At 47.5% G+C, this 16745-nt stretch carries 18 protein-coding genes; 11 read left to right on the plus strand and 7 right to left on the minus strand.

Annotated elements, in window-relative coordinates; all coding sequences use genetic code 11:
- Nucleotide 1 precedes the first annotated feature (1 nt).
- The 4 genes from ABIE50_RS18260 to ABIE50_RS18275 all read right to left on the minus strand — a co-directional run bounded on the left by ABIE50_RS18260 (nt 2) and on the right by ABIE50_RS18275 (nt 1629).
- Nucleotides 2-415, minus strand: a complete 414-nt coding sequence (locus ABIE50_RS18260) for a hypothetical protein (protein WP_142686968.1) — start codon at nt 413-415, stop codon at nt 2-4.
- A 9-nt stretch (nt 416-424) separates the two neighbouring features.
- Complete coding sequence (locus ABIE50_RS18265) at nt 425-787, minus strand: DUF1304 domain-containing protein (RefSeq protein ID WP_209857702.1); 363 nt, start codon at nt 785-787, stop codon at nt 425-427.
- 28 nt (nt 788-815) lie between these two features.
- Nucleotides 816-1199 (minus strand): ribosomal maturation YjgA family protein, encoded by a 384-nt coding sequence (locus tag ABIE50_RS18270; RefSeq protein ID WP_209857703.1) that lies wholly within the window; start codon nt 1197-1199, stop codon nt 816-818.
- Between the two features lie 109 nt (nt 1200-1308).
- The gene (locus ABIE50_RS18275) at nt 1309-1629 is read right to left on the minus strand and encodes a KGG domain-containing protein (protein ID WP_142686971.1); all 321 of its coding nucleotides are present in this window, start codon (nt 1627-1629) and stop codon (nt 1309-1311) included.
- Between the two features lie 271 nt (nt 1630-1900).
- On the opposite strand from ABIE50_RS18275, the gene ABIE50_RS18280 reads away from it, so the two are divergent.
- From ABIE50_RS18280 to ABIE50_RS18290, 3 genes are all read left to right on the plus strand, one after another.
- Entirely contained in the window at nt 1901-2320 is a 420-nt protein-coding gene (locus ABIE50_RS18280; protein WP_354028067.1) for a DUF6496 domain-containing protein, read from the plus strand.
- Nucleotides 2321-2423: 103 nt separating this feature from the next.
- The gene (locus tag ABIE50_RS18285; protein WP_142686972.1) at nt 2424-2678 is read left to right on the plus strand and encodes a hypothetical protein; all 255 of its coding nucleotides are present in this window, start codon (nt 2424-2426) and stop codon (nt 2676-2678) included.
- 57 nt (nt 2679-2735) lie between these two features.
- A complete protein-coding gene (locus tag ABIE50_RS18290; RefSeq protein WP_209857704.1) occupies nt 2736-3623 on the plus strand; it encodes a mechanosensitive ion channel family protein in 888 nt (295 codons plus the stop codon).
- On the opposite strand, the gene ABIE50_RS18295 is transcribed toward ABIE50_RS18290, so the two are convergent.
- The gene (locus ABIE50_RS18295; protein WP_209857705.1) at nt 3615-4745 is read right to left on the minus strand and encodes a histidine decarboxylase; all 1131 of its coding nucleotides are present in this window, start codon (nt 4743-4745) and stop codon (nt 3615-3617) included. The genes ABIE50_RS18290 and ABIE50_RS18295 overlap by 9 nt on opposite strands.
- Before the next feature lie 166 nt (nt 4746-4911).
- Here ABIE50_RS18295 and ABIE50_RS18300 point away from each other — a divergent pair, with 166 nt between their 5' ends.
- Nucleotides 4912-5376 carry an Lrp/AsnC family transcriptional regulator gene (locus ABIE50_RS18300; RefSeq protein ID WP_209857706.1) on the plus strand — a complete coding sequence of 155 codons (465 nt, stop codon included), beginning with the start codon at nt 4912-4914 and terminating at the stop codon, nt 5374-5376.
- Here the strand turns inward: ABIE50_RS18300 and ABIE50_RS18305 are convergent, their stop codons facing one another.
- Nucleotides 5377-7398: a tetratricopeptide repeat-containing sensor histidine kinase gene (locus tag ABIE50_RS18305; RefSeq protein WP_209857707.1), complete on the minus strand. Its 2022-nt coding sequence runs from the start codon at nt 7396-7398 to the stop codon at nt 5377-5379.
- Nucleotides 7399-7587: 189 nt separating this feature from the next.
- Here ABIE50_RS18305 and ABIE50_RS18310 point away from each other — a divergent pair, with 189 nt between their 5' ends.
- The 4 genes from ABIE50_RS18310 (at nt 7588) to ABIE50_RS18325 (ending at nt 12980) form a co-directional block, all read left to right on the plus strand.
- Nucleotides 7588-7866, plus strand: a complete 279-nt coding sequence (locus ABIE50_RS18310) for an Rdx family protein (RefSeq protein WP_209857708.1) — start codon at nt 7588-7590, stop codon at nt 7864-7866.
- Nucleotides 7867-8028: 162 nt separating this feature from the next.
- Nucleotides 8029-9303, plus strand: coding sequence for a BamA/TamA family outer membrane protein (locus ABIE50_RS18315; protein WP_209857709.1), 1275 nt, complete (start codon nt 8029-8031; stop codon nt 9301-9303).
- 81 nt (nt 9304-9384) lie between these two features.
- Nucleotides 9385-10398, plus strand: coding sequence for an outer membrane beta-barrel protein (locus tag ABIE50_RS18320; RefSeq protein WP_209857710.1), 1014 nt, complete (start codon nt 9385-9387; stop codon nt 10396-10398).
- Between the two features lie 182 nt (nt 10399-10580).
- Nucleotides 10581-12980: an ABC transporter permease gene (locus ABIE50_RS18325; protein ID WP_209857711.1), complete on the plus strand. Its 2400-nt coding sequence runs from the start codon at nt 10581-10583 to the stop codon at nt 12978-12980.
- Between the two features lie 21 nt (nt 12981-13001).
- Here the strand turns inward: ABIE50_RS18325 and ABIE50_RS18330 are convergent, their stop codons facing one another.
- Nucleotides 13002-13949 carry an aldo/keto reductase gene (locus ABIE50_RS18330; RefSeq protein ID WP_209857712.1) on the minus strand — a complete coding sequence of 316 codons (948 nt, stop codon included), beginning with the start codon at nt 13947-13949 and terminating at the stop codon, nt 13002-13004.
- 80 nt (nt 13950-14029) lie between these two features.
- On the opposite strand from ABIE50_RS18330, the gene ABIE50_RS18335 reads away from it, so the two are divergent.
- From ABIE50_RS18335 to ABIE50_RS18345, 3 genes are all read left to right on the plus strand, one after another.
- Nucleotides 14030-14848, plus strand: a complete 819-nt coding sequence (locus ABIE50_RS18335; RefSeq protein ID WP_209857713.1) for a DUF6630 family protein — start codon at nt 14030-14032, stop codon at nt 14846-14848.
- Nucleotides 14849-14935: 87 nt separating this feature from the next.
- Nucleotides 14936-15292 (plus strand): hypothetical protein, encoded by a 357-nt coding sequence (locus ABIE50_RS18340; RefSeq protein ID WP_209857714.1) that lies wholly within the window; start codon nt 14936-14938, stop codon nt 15290-15292.
- A 60-nt stretch (nt 15293-15352) separates the two neighbouring features.
- Nucleotides 15353-16738 carry a TolC family protein gene (locus ABIE50_RS18345; RefSeq protein ID WP_209857715.1) on the plus strand — a complete coding sequence of 462 codons (1386 nt, stop codon included), beginning with the start codon at nt 15353-15355 and terminating at the stop codon, nt 16736-16738.
- Nucleotides 16739-16745 lie beyond the last annotated feature (7 nt).

Genomic DNA, 16745 nt, shown 5'->3' on the forward strand with positions numbered 1-16745 from the left:
GCTACTCAAAAAAAGCCAGTTCATCGCGGGTAACTGCATGAAACAGGTTTTGCAGCTGATGCACATGCACAATGGAACGGCCATAAGGTACCAGTCCTTCCGCGGCATCTGTAAGCGGCTGGAACACGTTATTTTCATGACGCACATGTACACTGTGCAGGCGGTTATACTTCAGGGAATATACATTTTCATCTTCTCCGTATTCTGGATCTCCTTTTATGAATCCAAACCTCAATAGCAGGTCCACGTCCAGCAGCATTGGGTTCACCTTTGCATAGGGCAGTTTGCTGAGAGGCAAACCGGAATTATAAACATAGCCCTGTAGAATACCTTCTACTATAAACGCTGTTTCTTCCATGTTATAATCAAAGTAAGAAACATAGTTGCCTATCCGTATATCTGATTCTTCTATCATGTTTTTATCTTAATAAAACAGGATCAGCAGCAATGCAATCAATGCCGGTAACGCCTGTACGAAAAAGATCTTTTTGCCGGCGGTAAGCGCGCCGTAAATGCCGGCAACAGCTACGCAGCCCAGGAAAAACATGGCCACCCGTAAACTCCATATAGGGTCTGAAATAAAAAAGGTCCACGCTAAACCAGCAGCCAGGAACCCGTTATATAAACCCTGGTTGGCGGCCAACGCTTTGGTGGGAGGAAACAGCTCCCGTGGCAGTTGCTTAAATATTTTTGGACCCCTGCTGGTCCATGCAAACATTTCAAACCATAGGATATACAGATGTTCCAGCATCACAAAAGCGATCACTATTTTTATGAGTACCAGCATAGTGTTGTGGTTTATAAATAAATATAGGTTAAATTATTCTTTCTGCAAGCCATGCAATTACCAGTGCCAGGAGGGTGCCAACGGCATAACATACGCAGTCGCTCCACAGGAATCCATGTCCCAGCAGGATGCCGGCTGGCGTGTTGCGGATACGGACCGCCCATTCAGCCTGGTATAGCTGCTGTATTTCTATAAGGAGACAAACGGCGTAACTACCGATGCCGGTTTTCCACAGCGGGGTAACCGGGAAAAGAAAGCGGATGCCAAAGAAAATACAGGTAGCAGATAATACATCGCCGCCATATATTCGTATGAGATCAGGAAAATACTGGGGCGTCCAACGGGTGGCCAGTCCTAAAGGGATATTCAGTAAGATGAGGAAAAAGTAGATCCAGCGTCTTTTTGCTGCCATAAGGTGAAAAAGCCGTAAATATAGGGAAGAAAACTGGAATATGAGACGGCCTGGGAGAGAAAAAGGGACCTGTGGCCCCTTCTACAACGCAATAACCCGGGTGATCGGGTTATTGCTGATTATCGCTTTCTACGCTGCTTTTCTTTTTTCCGCGGTTGGTTCCACCTTTACGGCCAATAGCCGCCATGTGCTCGCGGTTCCTGCTTACGGCTTCGCCGCCTTTTTTGCCTGCAGCACGGGCTTCTTCGGAAGTGAATTTATGGGCTACTCCCTGTTGGTGTGCAGCCTTCCCACCTTCTCTTGAAATGGCACGTTGCTGTTCAGGGTCCATAGAAGCAAATCCGCGTTTACTGTGTTTACTTTTCTGATCGGAATTCTTTTCCGAAGCATGATTTACCGGTGTGGCAGTTTGATATCTGATGTCTTCCATAATCCTGAGGTTTTTTTTAGTGATAGTAGTTAAACATTTACTGGAAGCTGAACAAGATATGTGCCATCACGTATCAGTGAAGCTGGTAGCGCATTTGCGCAGCACCAGGACGGGAAGTAGGGCAATACATTCCACAATCCATAGAATTTTCCACACACTTTTTATTGTCTGTTCTACAGTTTTTTAAGGAGAACTCTCTCATTTTCCGTGGCTTATATTTTGTTTCCACATCAACGTTACTCTATTCTTAACCCATCTAAATTTTTTTATCATGGCAAAGTATTCAAAAGAATCGCAGCACAAAGTGGAAGAAAATATGAAAGAAATGAAGCAGGGGAAACTAAAGAGTGGAAGAAGCAACAAGAAAGTTACCAATCCTAAGCAGGCTATCGCCATAGGCTTGTCTGAAGCAAGGAAAGAAGGAGCAAAGGTGCCTAAAAAAGCAGCAGCGAAAAAATCATCTGCAAAGAAATCCACTGCGAAAAAAGCGGCGCCTAAAAAAGCAGCAGCGAAAAAATCTTCCGCAAAAAAATCCACTGCGAAAAAAGCAGCGCCTAAAAAAGCTGCTGCAAGAAAAACCACGGCAAAAAAATCAACAGCCAGGAAAACTACGGCTAAAAAAGCGGCAACAAGAAAATCAGCGCCTAAAAAAAAGGCAGCAGCCCGTAAAAAAACGGCAGCTATTGCATGAATGGGCAGGTTCAGGAGTGTTTTATCCTCCCCATATATAAACGGCCGGCGACTGCATTGCACCGGTCGTTTTTTTGTGGTATATGGCTTGCAATATACAGGGTATGGAAAAGCACAGCATTACTGTGATCATCAGAGGTAAGCCTTACGGGTTGGTTATCACCATCGATAAGGGGGCTCTGGAAACAGCATTCCAGGTGATTCCTGATGTGAGTGAACATGTACTGGATGAATTTGAGCCGCATGGCGTTACCTTTACTGCTGATCACGAAGACACCCTTGAGGGAAGCATCCGAACGGTGGAAACGGAGCAGATTGCCCGCATTATCTGGGAAGATATCCTTGATAAAATGAAATAGGCTTTGTTGCTTCACCGCTACGGTTGTACCTTCGCAGCAAAGCGAGTATGAATTGCTATGATGGTAACCGATAAAACCTATAAGAATGCAAACCGCAGGGAGAGAATTATATTTCTGGTAAAACTGCTGGTTTATCTGGGCATTGTCTATTTTAACCTTGACCACCCCGCTGTATATGATAAGTTTACCTGGCTGTTTAAACTCACCAATGCCTTGTCCTTTTTCCTGGGCGCGAATCTCGTTATCTCCCTGGCCTGGCTGGTGATCCTGTCATGGTACACCCGCCGGCGTAACCGGCAAAGACCCATTGAAAAAGACAATTTCATACTCGGGCTTAACCGTATTTCCTCTGTACTCAATACCATTTTCCTGCTGCTGGCTATCACCTTCTTTTTTGGCGTGAACCCACTGAAGTTCGTTACCAGTATCACTATCGTGGCAGCGGCCATTGCCCTGCTTACGAAAGATTATATCACCAACATGATCAATGGGCTCATCATTATGTTCTCCGACCAGTTGTCGCTGGGAGATCATGTGCGTATAGGCGATGTGAAAGGCAGGGTGATGGATATTACCCTGATCAACGTAGTACTGCAGAATGAAGATGATGATATTGTGATTATTCCTAATTCAGTAGTGTTCACCTCTATTGTATTGAACCAGTCCAAACAAAATATCCGGAAACTGACCATTGAATTTGAACTGGATCATAAACATCCTTTTACCATCCGTGGCCTGGAAGACAGGCTGAGGGCTTCTATAGGTGAATATGCCCGCAGCTATAGCCCGGAAAGTTTTTCCCTGAAAACAATGGAGATCAAAAAAGACTTCGTTCAGTTTAAACTGCAGCTGCTGATGCCACAGGCCAACAAGGAAACAGAGCGCCTGATCAGGCGCGCGCTCAATGTAGAAATAATGGCTATTGCAGAAGGAGGGCTAAACTAACGCCATCGCATCTACGAAGCTTTTCACAAACTCATCTACCTGTTCCTTACTCACATTAGGCATACAGATAATATGCGAGCAGCCGCTTTCTGAGGCCAGCTGCCACTTCCGGCGGACGTTTGCCGGCGGGTCGGGGAACACCACCGTAATAGCACCCGGATTGCGCCATGCCGGGATGCCGTTTTCGTTGAGACGTTCCACTGCATAGGCGGCCATTGCCAAACTGTGCATGGCTCTTTCCTTTAAACCGTTTCTACCCAGGCTTTTCAGGGCATACCACAGGAACAACGGACTATGGCCGTTTCTTGAGCCGGTAATGGTAGTGTCCATACTGCCGATGTAGGATACAGAGCGGGCAATCCTGTCGCGGTTGGATTTTTTCGCCACTACCACACCACAGGGAATGGGTGACCCGATAAATTTATGCCCGCTGATAGCGATACTGTCTGCTCCATCGGCAAAGTCGAACGCAGGGCGCGGCTCCAGGAAAGCGCTGTAACAGCCGGACAGCGCCCCATCTGCATGGATATAATAATGCGGTATGGCCAGGTGCTTCAAAATGCCCATGATGCGCTTTACATCGTCCCTTGCCTCCGTCATGGTAGTACCAATATTGGCCAGTATGATCACCGGCAGATGCCTGTTCATACAGATGGTATTCTCCAGGTCGCCATAATCAATTTCACCGTTGGGCAAAGTGCGTATAATGATCCCCGGCATGTTGAGCAGATGGAGGTTTTTCTGCACACTGTAATGGGTGGCTTCTGAATAATATACCATGCCTTTGGGATATAGTTCCCGCGCGAGGTACAGGCCGTATAAATTGCCTTCGGAACCACCGTTGGTCACATATCCCCACCAGTTGTTCTCCGGTGCGCGGAACAGGTCTGCAAAAAAGGAAACCACCTGCTTCTCCATTTCCCTGGACCCTACGGCGTAGGTAGATGGTACAAAAGGATCACCCAGGTTATTCAGCGGGTACTGCAGGAAAGGCAGGAGGGGACTGTAATCAAAGTCCTTGGAAACAGGATAGCCCAGGAAATCCCTGGTTTGTGTTTGTACCTGCGTTAGCAGTTCATTCAGCGATGCAGCATCTGCCGCAGCCAGCCGGTACTTCTTCATAATCATGTTTTACAGGTGTATGATACTGTAAAAGTAAATATTGATAAGTTAAATGAACTGGTATATTGATGTATTCAGAAAATATATACTAGATTTATCATTTTTACAGATTAATAAAACTGCCTGGACGATGCCGGGCATCTTTTTAAAGAAAAATATAACTGCTATGGATACACTGGATAAAACAGACAGGAAAATACTGGAGGCACTTCAGGCGGATGCCCGCCTGAACACCAAGGAAATTGCGCACCGTGTAGGGCTTTCCGTTACCCCTACCTATGAGCGTTTGAAGAAAATAGAAAAAAGCGGGGTGATCAAAAGCTATGTTACGCTGCTGCATGGCGGAAAAGCGGGCAAAACACTGGTGGCTTTCTGTAATGTATCGCTGCAACTGCATTCACAGCCCCTTATTAAAAAATTTGAAACGGCAATCGCAAAAATGGAAGAAGTGATGGAATGTTATCATGTGGCCGGCACCTATGATTACCTGCTGAAAGTAGTGGTGAATGATATGCGCAGTTACCAGAACTTCTTAACCAATAAACTGGCAGCTATAGAAAATATAGGGCAGGTACACAGTTCTTTTGTAATGACGGAAATCAAGCACACTACAGCTTTCCGGCTGCTGTAATTATCTTCTCAATACGCTTACGCCGCCCAGCGGGTGATCCTGTACCACCACCGTATAGGCATGAGGGTTAATTTCGGGCTCTTCTGATAAAGGAACGGTAAAGGAAAAACTGCTGCCGGTACCGGGCATACTGTTAAACCAGATCTGGCCTTGGTTACGCTCTACAAAGTCTTTGGAAAGATGCAGCCCAAGCCCGCAGCCTTTTTCATTCTGTGTACCGGTGGTGGAATAGTAGATATTGGAAAATATCCGGTGCTGGTTTTCCACGGGAATGCCGGTACCGTTGTCTTTTACGGTGATCTCTGCCTGCTCGTTATCATGTGTGGCGGTGATCAGCACTTCTCCGCCGGAAGGCGTGAATTTAATGGCGTTGTTGATCAGGTTACGCAGTACCAGCCTGATCATATCGGGATCTGCATACACCATTATACTGTTATTCAGTTCATGCCTTAGCTTCACTTCTTTCTGTCTTGCCAGGGTTTGCAGCAGATCAAATTCGCGGTTCAATAGTAAAGTCACATCAAAATCATCTGGTTTCACGCCGATGCCCTTCATCTGGTTACTGGCCCATTGCAGCATATTATCCATCATATAGGCCGTATTTTTCACGTCCCGCCACAGCTCATCAGTATACATGCGGAATTGTGCGGCATCAATCTTTTCATCTTTTAATAAAAATAACAATCCTTCCAGTATAGCCAGCGGGGAGCGGAGATCGTGAGAAATAACAGAGAATATTTTATCCTTTACCTGGTTCAGGTTTTCCAGTGTGGCATTTTGTTCCAGGATAATGCGGTTCTGCATGGATACTTCCCGGTTCTTGTTGTTCAGCTCCAGGTACAGCTCCTGCTGCCTTTTATAAAGGCGGTACACCATTACGGTAATGAGCAGCAAAGCCAGGAAAAGTGCTGCGGCCGACAATACCAGCACCCTTTGCTGCTGTATGGTGGCCAGGTGCATGTGTTGTTCTTTCTTCAGCAGGATATTTTCGCGTTGTTTCTTTTCAGATTCATATTTCTCCTGGGAGCGGGAGATCAGCCTTCCCTTTTCCGCGTTGAAAAAGTCGATGTTCCGTTTGCTGAATTCCTTGTAACTCTCAAAGGCTGCGGCATAGTCGTTCCGTGCAGAATCCAGTTCATAGCGGATCTTGTAATAGATCATTTCATTCTTCACATTGCCCAGGGTGTCATTTAACAGCTTTGCCTGTTGCAGGTTTTTATCTGCACTCTTCAGATCGCCCTGCATGGTTTGTATTTCCGCCAGGTTCAGGCTCGACTTCACAACGCCAGGCAGATTGCCGGCTTCCCTGTAGTAGTTGGCGGAAAGCTGGTGATAGCGCAGGGCGTCGTTATACCGGTGCTGTAGCATGGCAACAATACCCATGTTTTCGTAGGTATAAGCCAGGCTGCGGCGATCATGAAGCGCCAGTTTTAGTTTTTCGGCTTTCTCCAGGAACATCATCGCGGAGTCGGGCACTTTCATGGAGATATAAGCAGAGCCGATATTATTCAGGGTTTTGGCGATTTCTGTTTTTTCGTTTCTCTGCAGCTTTATGTCCAGGGACTTTTTCAGGTAAACGAGGGCGTCGCGGGGGGCATTCAGTTCTGTAAAAATGTTTCCCACATCATTGTTCAGTACGCCCAGGGTATAAGAGTCGCCGAGTGTTTCCGCCAGTTTCAGCGCATTGAGCGTCAGCTGCATCTGCTGATCAAGATGTCCTTTGGTGTTTTCCACGAGGGCTAGATTACGCCAGGCCCATATCTTTCCTTTGGAGTAGTGAAGACTGTCGCTCAGCCGCAGGGCTTCCCTGCCATACCTGGCGGCCGAGGGGGCGTCTATCGTGAAATAGGCCCTGGCTACCTGGTTTAGCAGGTTCACCCGGGCGGTATCGTTCTTTATATGGGAGCGGAGCACTGCCAACAGGCTGTCATTGACAGGCTGTTGTGCTGTTACCGGAGGCGACAGCAGGATCAGAAAAAATGGGATTAAGGCGCTCTTTTTTAAGGGACTGACCGGCAGCATATTTAAGTGTGTTGGCAGTGACTAGGGTGGAGCGATTCGGGGCGGTCCACGTATAATAGGTTAAAATTAAAGATAATGTGCCACGATTCAAAGTAAGTTGATAAAAAAGTAAGGCAGGGAATAATGAATTTCGTGTTATGGCCCCTATAAATCAATTAGGTTTGTATCTTTCGGCAAAGTTTTATCTCCATGAAACCACTTATTACCATAGAATATTGTCCGAAATGCGGATGGCTGCTGCGCGCGGCCTATATGGCGCAGGAGCTCCTCACCACCTTTACAGACGACCTGGGCGGCATTACGCTGCGGCCCAGCGAAACAGGCGGCTCCTATATTATCTGGCTGGGCGAAGAAAAGATCTTCGACCGCAAGGAAAGCGGGCATTTCCCCGAGATAAAATTCCTCAAACAACTGGTCCGGGACCATGTGAACCCGGAAAAGAGCCTGGGGCATTCGGATAGACCATAGCAATGATCGCCTTCGGCGATACGCGGAGGTTGTCTGACTCAGGATTAAACTGATTAAACTGATTACGCTGATTTATTTTTTTGATTTTAAAAATGATTAAAAGATTAAAGGAGAAATTAGCGAAAGCATCCGCTTAAATCTCCCCAAAATCCTTTAAAAATCATGACAAAATCAAATCAGCGTAATCAGTTTAATCAGTTTAATCCTGAGTCAGACAACCTCCGCGCAAAATTCGCTACATTTGCACCCATGCGTAAAAACCTCTATATCACGGCTTTATCACTTTTATTGGCAATCGGCGCAAAGGCACAGCAGGATAGCATTATAACAAATCCTCCTTCTTCACGGGAAGGGCTATACGACAGTGTATGGTTGCGAAAGCGCAGCTTTTTCCCGTTACCGGTGCTTGGATATTCACAGGAAAAAGGACTGGAAATAGGCGCCGCCATGTTGTATTCTTTTTATACAGATAACCGCAACCCAGACCAGGCTACCCGTAACTCTACCCTTAACCTGATTCCGGCAGTGACTACTGAAAGCCAGTTTAAGATAGATCTGAAAGCGAATATCTGGACACGCAGCAACACCTGGCACTTTAAAAGCAATCTCCGCTATCATAATTACCCGCTTTATTTTTTTGGTATCGGTGATACCACCCACTACGATAACCGCTCGCTGGTAAACAACAGCCGTTATAAAGTGCAGGTGGAAGGAGAGCGGCGCATCAGCGGGCACTTTTATGCAGGCGCCTCCGTACTGTACCAGCACGATACCTACAGCAGCGGCGATGATAAAGGCATTTACACCACTACAGGGCTTACCGATAAAAAGGGTGGGTATGTTACTTTCCTCGGCCTCACGGGCATTTATGATAACCGCGACAATGAAAACTATGCCCGGCGTGGTTCCTGGCTGAAACTCAACCTCGCTTACGCGCCTTCTTTTTTGAGTAAGCATCCGCTTTTTAAAATTGAAGCACAGGGCTCGCATTTCCTGTCGCTTTCCCGTAAAAGCATACTCGGGCTCAATGGGGTTTTCAACAGCCTCCAGGGAAAGGAACTGCCTTTTTATCTGTTGCCTGAAATGGGCAACGACCTTATCATGCGCGGCTATTATACCGGCAGGTACCGCAACCAGAATTACCTGGCTGCCCAGGCAGAGTACCGTTATCTCGTAGATCCCAAAATGCGCATTCATATCTGGTTTGTAGATATTAAACCTAAATTTGCCCTGGCCGCCTTTGCCGGTACAGGTACCGTGTTTGCCAACCGCGATTTCCGCTTTGGCGGATTTAAACCAAGCTATGGTGCCGGGATCCGTTATTTCTACGACGAGAACGCAAGACTTACTATTCGTATAGACTATGCCGTAGGAGAAAAACGGGCAGGAGAGTCAAGGCAGAAAGGATTATATCTTTCTTTGGCGGAAGCTTTCTAGTATAATGCTCCGGTGATGGCTATGTGGTAATAATTTGTTAACTTCCAATAGATTAAATACCATACTCCAAAACCATTGCATATGAAAAAACTATTCCTGCTAGGGGCAGTCGCCATGCTTTTGATTGTTACCCACAGTACCCAGGCCCAGGACAATTCCAGTACAGGATCTTCTTCACATTCTAAATTTTATCTGAAAATTGCCGGTGGCTATTTCTTCAGTGTATCTCCGGGGCAATTCCCGAATGTTGGCCCGTATCCTCCGCAAGACCTGCACACTGAATTTAGCCCCGGCCGCATGGACACGGTAAGCCGTAAAGTACTTACCGGCTCTTACGGGGAAGGCTTCAGGGGAGGGCTTTCCGTTGGTTACAACATCAATAAATATTTTGCGGTAGAAGGAACGTTTAATTATTTCCACAGCAAGAAAAACCTGATGACCCGCCAGCGCGCTACAGTAGCCGGTTCTGCGAGGGAACTGGGTCATGTGGAATCGCACGGGTATGTAAACGCCATAGATTTTGCCCCCAGTCTCGTGGTAAGCCCGGGCCTGGAGAAAATAAATCCTTATGTGCGTTTTGGCGTGGTGGTGCCATTGTGGGGCCGCCTCTACATTGAAACAGACGCCATGCAAACCTCCAGTCCGGCCGGCATTCCCGCAGGTACTGCTGTAGTAACCAATATCAGCAGGAAAGAGGAAGTGAAGCCTAACCCTACCATCGGCTTCCAGGGCGCATTGGGTGTATCTTTCAGGGTATCGCCCCGTTTTGATGTATTTGTGGAAACGGAATACCGCAATGTGCCGGTACGCAGTAAAGAGAAAGAGATCACAGAATACAATGAAACCAACACGCTCGTAAATGCTACTACCGGCGCGGTAGTACAGGCATTGCCGGGCCGCACGATCGGCGATCTTTCCGTTGCTGAAAAGAACACCGAATATCAAACCACGCTGGATAAAAATTCCAATACACCCGTTGGCCAGCAGGGAACTAAAGTGATTTATAAAGATAACAACAGGGCCTCCAATGATCTGAAGTCATACATCAATATCGGCGGGCTTGGACTGAACGCGGGACTGAAATTCAGATTGTAATACAAACGGCTATAAAACTAACGACAGCCACCCGGTGCGGTATATTTATCATGTCCGTAATCGGACATGATAATGCCAAAAGCGGACATTCCCATAGGGGGCCGGTATTGCAACTAATTTAAAATAAAAGCTTTACTGTTTCGTATTGTTTTTGTGATACCCACGGAACAATACTCCCCCGTATGTTAAAGAACTATCTTAAAACCGCTTTCCGGAGCCTGTGGCGCAACAAGCGTTATACAGTGCTCAATATCACCGGCCTTACCCTGGGCATCACCGTTTGCCTGGTGATCTATGTGATCATCCAGTATGAGCAAAGCTTCGATATGTTCCATACGAAGAAAGACCGCATCTACAGAGTGCTTACGGTGTCGCCCGGGGAAAGTGGCAAATCCAACTACACACAGGCAGTACCTTTTCCCCTGCCCACTGCATTGTCAAACGACTTCTCCGAGTTTGAGAAAGTAGCCGGCATTATACAAATGGGCAAAAAACTGGTAACACTGGAAGACGGGCATGGTAACATTCAGAAGAAATTCAAACCACTGGTATACTTCCTTACACCCTCGTTTTTTGACATCTTTGATTACAAATGGCTGGCAGGTAATAAAACTACGGCACTAAGCGACCCTAATTCCGCCGTGCTGGCCCGTTCTACAGCAGAGAAATATTTCGGCGACTGGCACAAGGCCATGGGGCAGGTTATCAGGCTGGAGAAACAGATGAACCTTACAGTAACAGGCATACTGGATGATCCGCCTAAGAACACAGAGTTCCAGTTTGATATGGTGGCAACTTATGCCCTGCTTAAAATAAACGAGATAAAGGACTGGACAACGATAGACGACATTCATAACTGCTATGTGCTGCTGCAGCCGGGGCAGGATGAAACAAAGATCAATAAGCGGCTGATCACTTTCTCAAAAAAATACAAAGACCCGAAGAATAAGGCCACGCATATATTGCAATCTCTGCCCGGCGTGCATTCAGATAAACGCACGGGGAACTATATTGGCCGTGTGACATCACCGGAACGGGTAAGAATGCTCTGGATGATCGCCGCATTTATTTTACTTGTAGCCTGTGTAAATTTCATCAACCTGGCCACTGCACAGGCGGTGAACCGCGCGCGTGAGATCGGTGTGCGAAAGGTACTGGGCAGTAACCGGTGGCAGCTGAAAATACAGTTCCTTTCTGAAACCGCCATATTGGTGCTAACCTCTCTGCTACTGGCCGTGGTATTGGCATTATGCGTGCTTCCGTTCATCAGCAGGGTGATGAGCCTGCCGCTGGGAGCTGGTATGCTGGCTGCCTATAACGTGTATGCGCTATTACTGGTCATCTTCCTGGCTGTTACCCTGCTGGCCGGATTCTACCCCTCCGTTATTGTATCGGCTTTCAATCCTGTTAACGCATTGAAAAGCAGGATAGCCGCCGGTAAGAACACCGGGGGCATTTCCCTTCGTCGTGGCCTGGTGGTTTTCCAGTTCATTATTACACAGGCATTGATCATTGGTACGCTCATTATCCTGCAGCAGATGCGTTACTTTCACAAACAATCCATGGGATTTACCAGGGATGCCATTGTGAATGTGCCTTTCGCCAACGACAGCGCAGGCAATGCAAAAATTGCTTACCTCCGGGATCAGCTCCAGAACATCAAAGGCATACAGCAGGTAAGCTTTTCTGATGACGCGCCATCCAGCGATGGTAATTGGTGGACAGGCTTTAAATTTGATCATCAGGCAGAGGATACCAAATTTCCATCCATTACACGTTGGGTGGATTATAACTTTCTCAGCACCTACGATATTAAACTTGTAGCAGGCCGTAATCTTACCCGTACAGACTCCGTACACGAGTTCCTTGTGAATGAAACCCTGGTACAAAAATTAGGTTTGAAGCCGGCCGATGTGCTTAATAAAGAGATAGATGTATGGGGGCGGATCAAAGGGCCGATTGTAGGCGTGGTAAAGGACTTTACTGCCGGTACATTGAAAGAGGCGGTGGCGCCGGTATTCATGGGCAATATCAACCGGCGTTTTAACAATGTGGGGGTAAGACTGGCCACTGGCGCTGATGTACAGTCTTCGCTAAAGGCTATTGAAAAATTATGGAACGACAACTTCCCTGAACAGATTTTTGAATACCAGTTCCTGGATCAGCGCATAGCGGAATATTACAGGGAAGAACGCCAGCTGGCGCATTTGTACGAGATCTTTGCAGGTATCGCTATTTTCCTCAGCTGTCTCGGCTTATATGGCCTGGCATCGTTCATGGCGGTGCAGCGTGTAAAGGAAGTGGGGGTGCGCAAAGTGCTGGGGGCAACGGCGGCTCATATTGTTTACCTTTTTTCAAAGGAGTTTATCCTGCTCATAGGTATCGCTTTTGTAATAGCAGTTCCGCTGGTATGGTACTTCATGCATAGCTGGCTCAATAATTTCGTGAACCGGGTAGATATTAACTGGGGAGTATTTGTGGCCGGAGGTATGGCGGCATTGCTGATAGCGTTGATTACCGTTAGCTCGCAGGCTGTCAGGGCGGCTATGATGAACCCCGTAAAAAGTTTGAAGGCAGATTAAAGAATCCGCCTTCAAACTTTTTTATGCACTCGCTTTATTGAGCAGATCCACTGCGGCGGCATCCAGCTGCAGTTGCACGCCGCTGGTCAGTTCATGCAATTGTTCTTTACTGGTAGCGCTGGCAATAGGCGCTGCCACCGCAGGGCGCGTAAGCAGCCAGGCCAGCGCTATACCAGCCGGTGTGGAATGGTATTGCGCTGCTACCTCATCAAGCGCAGCAAGTATCCTCAGCCCTCTTTCATTCAGATAGCTCAGCGCTTTCTGACTCCGCGCTTTGCTCTTGCCGGTGTCTGCAGCATTACGGTATTTGCCGGTGAGGAAGCCGCTGGCCAGCGAGTAATAATTGATCACTCCCAGGTGCTGTTCTTCGCAGATCTTCGCATACTGCTTTTCATAATTTTCCCGGTCGTACAGGTTGTATTCCGGCTGGAAGGTTTCATACCTGGGCAGGCCATGCTTTTTACTGGCTTCCAGGCTTTCCTGCAGGCGGGCGGCGCTCATGTTGGAGGCGCCGATAGCCCTTACTTTGCCGGCTTTTATCAGCGTATCATATGCTTCCAGCGTTTCTTCTACCGGAGTGGCTTCATTATCATAATGCGTCTGGTAAAGGTCTATATAATCCGTTTGCAGGCGCTTCAGCGATGCTTCTGCCGCTTTAAGGATATAGGCTTTGCTCACGTTTTTACCTTCGCCCATGTCTGCTCCGGCCTTAGTGGCCACAATTACCTTATCGCGGTTGCCACGGTCGCGCATCCATTTGCCGATAATGGTTTCAGATTCGCCGCCTGAATTTCCCGGTACCCAGCGTGAGTATACATCTGCCGTATCCACCAGGTTGAACCCTGTTGCGATAAATTCATCCAGCAATGAAAAAGAAGTGGATTCGTCGGCCGACCAGCCGAACACATTGCCGCCAAAGGCCAGCGGGGCTACAGATAGCCCGGATTGTCCCAGTTTCCGTTTTTCCATAATATTTTTTTTATTGATGCTTGTAACGGGCATATCCCGTATGTAATTTAATTACTTTTGTCTTTCACCGACTAATTTTTATGCCAGAACAAATGCCCGTCATTTCCCGAGAAGATTTTAACTGGTTAACACAAACCTATGGAAAGGCGAGTGGCTATTCACATATAGACACAAAGGAAAGCGTGGTACATGAAATATTTACAGATAAGGTGCTCATCGGTACCGCATTCCTGAACTGCGCTTCCTATGAGCTATCTTTCAGCGAGCCCGGACTGTGCATCCGGAAAAACAGGCTGGATAATTATAAGCTGCACGATAAAGCGGTGCTTATACCCGATGAAATGAATGAGGAAGATGAAGAAGAACTGGCGCTGCGCTGGACCGCTCTCATGCAGGAACTGAAGATGCTGGAAAGCCTGCACGGGCTTGCCAATGCCCGTGAGCCGCTTATACAGCTGTTCCTCGACATCTTTAATGAAGATGATGCGGAAGAGCAGATCAGCCACCTTCCGGATATTGTAGGGCCTAATCCCGCTGCTATCTGGGAAGAATTGTATGCTGCTTTGTCGGCCACCGGTAACGTTGTGGAATTTGAATGGCAGCAATTCGCAGAAGGCGGCATCAGCGCACTGAATGAACTGGCGCCTTTGCAGCAGGCCGGCATCACACTGAAAGCACCGGACCAGGCAGATTATGAGGCCATCATTGGCGCGGAAGATTTTGCAAAGGGAGTGCTTGATTTTGTAAACGAACAACTGGATGAGCACGAACTGAAAATAGTGGCCGCAGGTATCAGCCTGGATGAATACCAGGCCTTTACCTGCCTCAATATGCAGGACTTTCGCCTCGCAAACGCTTTACTGAAAATGGAAGAACTCTGTCTTGTTTGTTTTTTCTAAGCATATTAAAATCCCGTTAAAAAAAGTAATTTAATACCCCCGTAACAGCGGGAATGGATATCTTAGTAAATTGATAACGTATACCACATGAAATTATTCCGGCATTTATTTTTTGTATTGATCGCGGTGATGTTCCTGCCACAGGTGCAGGGGCAACCGGGAATGATACAGGCAAAAGGTGCGGATAATATTCATGTATCTGCCGGTATTACTTTTAAAGCAACCGGGAAAGCTCCCCGCATCCGGGCCACGGTTAACCGGTTTAAACGCCGTCCTGTTGGTATTAACGACAGCTATGGGCATGAAAAGGTTTGCCCTGTTTTATTGTCGGCGGTTACTGCCCGTTTTATTTATGTAGATAAGATCCTCAACGGATATTATTTCAATCCTTACCTCAGCGTCCCCACACCGCTAAGAAGCTGGAGAGGCCCGCCTGTAGCCTGATAACCCGGTTTACATTTTATTTGTTTCATTTTCTTTTTTTAGCGATTTATGAACTTACATATGATCGCGAAGAAGGGGTGTTGGTGGTTGCTATGTATTTTTCCATTCACATCCCTGTTCGCACAATCTGCAGCGGATAGCTTTTCGCTGCAGCGGGCTATTGCGCTTACCCTTGCGCACTATCCCGCCATCAAGGCCAAGCAGGCGCAGGTAAGCGCAGGGCAGGCCAGTGTTACTGATATTAAACATAACTGGTACCCGGCCATAAAATTGCATGAGCAGGTAGATGCCGGCACAGACAACAGCATCTACGGCTCTTACTTCACCATGGGAATGATCCCCTCTACTTCCGGTGGTATCCGCGATGCCAATAACAATGCGCTCATGAGCGGTAACATTGCCATGGCGGCTATGCAATGGGAGATCTATAATTTCGGCGCCTATGGCAGTGAACAGAAAGAAGCTGTACAGTCGCTGAAAGTACAGCAAACAGACCTGAATAACACGGTCAACCAGCTCACGGTATCCGTTATCCGGAATTACCTGGAACTACTGCGATTGTATGCATTGCAGCAGATAGCAACCGATAATATCCGGCGTAATGCAGAAGTGCTGAAAGCCGTGACTGCTACGGTATTACATGGCCTCAAACCCGGGGTCGACAGTGCCATTGCCGCTGCTGAGCTGTCGAAGGCAAAACTTAACCTGATCGATATAAACAACAACTATAACCAGGTGCGCATCCAGCTGGGCGTTTTCACAGGCCTGGATACCGTGCAGATACAACCCGATACTATCAATAACCAACGTCTCATGGTACTGCTGGACAGTGAAGCGCCGGATAGTACAACGACTCATCCCATGCTGGCTTATTACAATGCCGTTTACCAGCAGCAACGTGCAGCCGCCGACGTTATCCGCAAATCGCGCCTGCCTAAAGTAAACCTTATGGCAGCCGGATGGATGCGCGGCTCCAGCGGATCATTCAATGATGTGTACGACAAAAACCTGTGGAGCGGCCTGGGTTACAGCAGGTACAACTATTTGCTGGGCCTGGGTATTACCTACAATCTTACAGATCTGAAACGCACCCGTGAAAAAGTAGCCGTACAACAGTATCGTTCGGAAGTGGCTGCGCAACAGCTGGAAACTACGCGTACTACGCTGAGCGGACTGTTACAACAGGCGCAATCGGATATACAAACTTCCAGGGATAAGTTAAAGGAGTTGCCTGTACAACTGGCCGCCGCAAGGGCTGCTGCCCGGCAAAAAATGGCGTTGTACAGGGGAGGGCTCACTAATATCATTGATGTAACCACCGCGCTATTTGTACTGAACCGGGCGGAAACAGACCTGGTGCAAACCCGGGATGCCGCCTGGAAAGCGCTGTTCCGCGCCGCTTACGCCGGTAACACTATTTCACAACTTTTACCTGATCTGAACTAAACGCTAT

Source organism: Chitinophaga sp. OAE865 (assembly GCF_040546735.1).
Classification (GTDB): Bacteria; Bacteroidota; Bacteroidia; order Chitinophagales; family Chitinophagaceae; genus Chitinophaga; species Chitinophaga polysaccharea_A.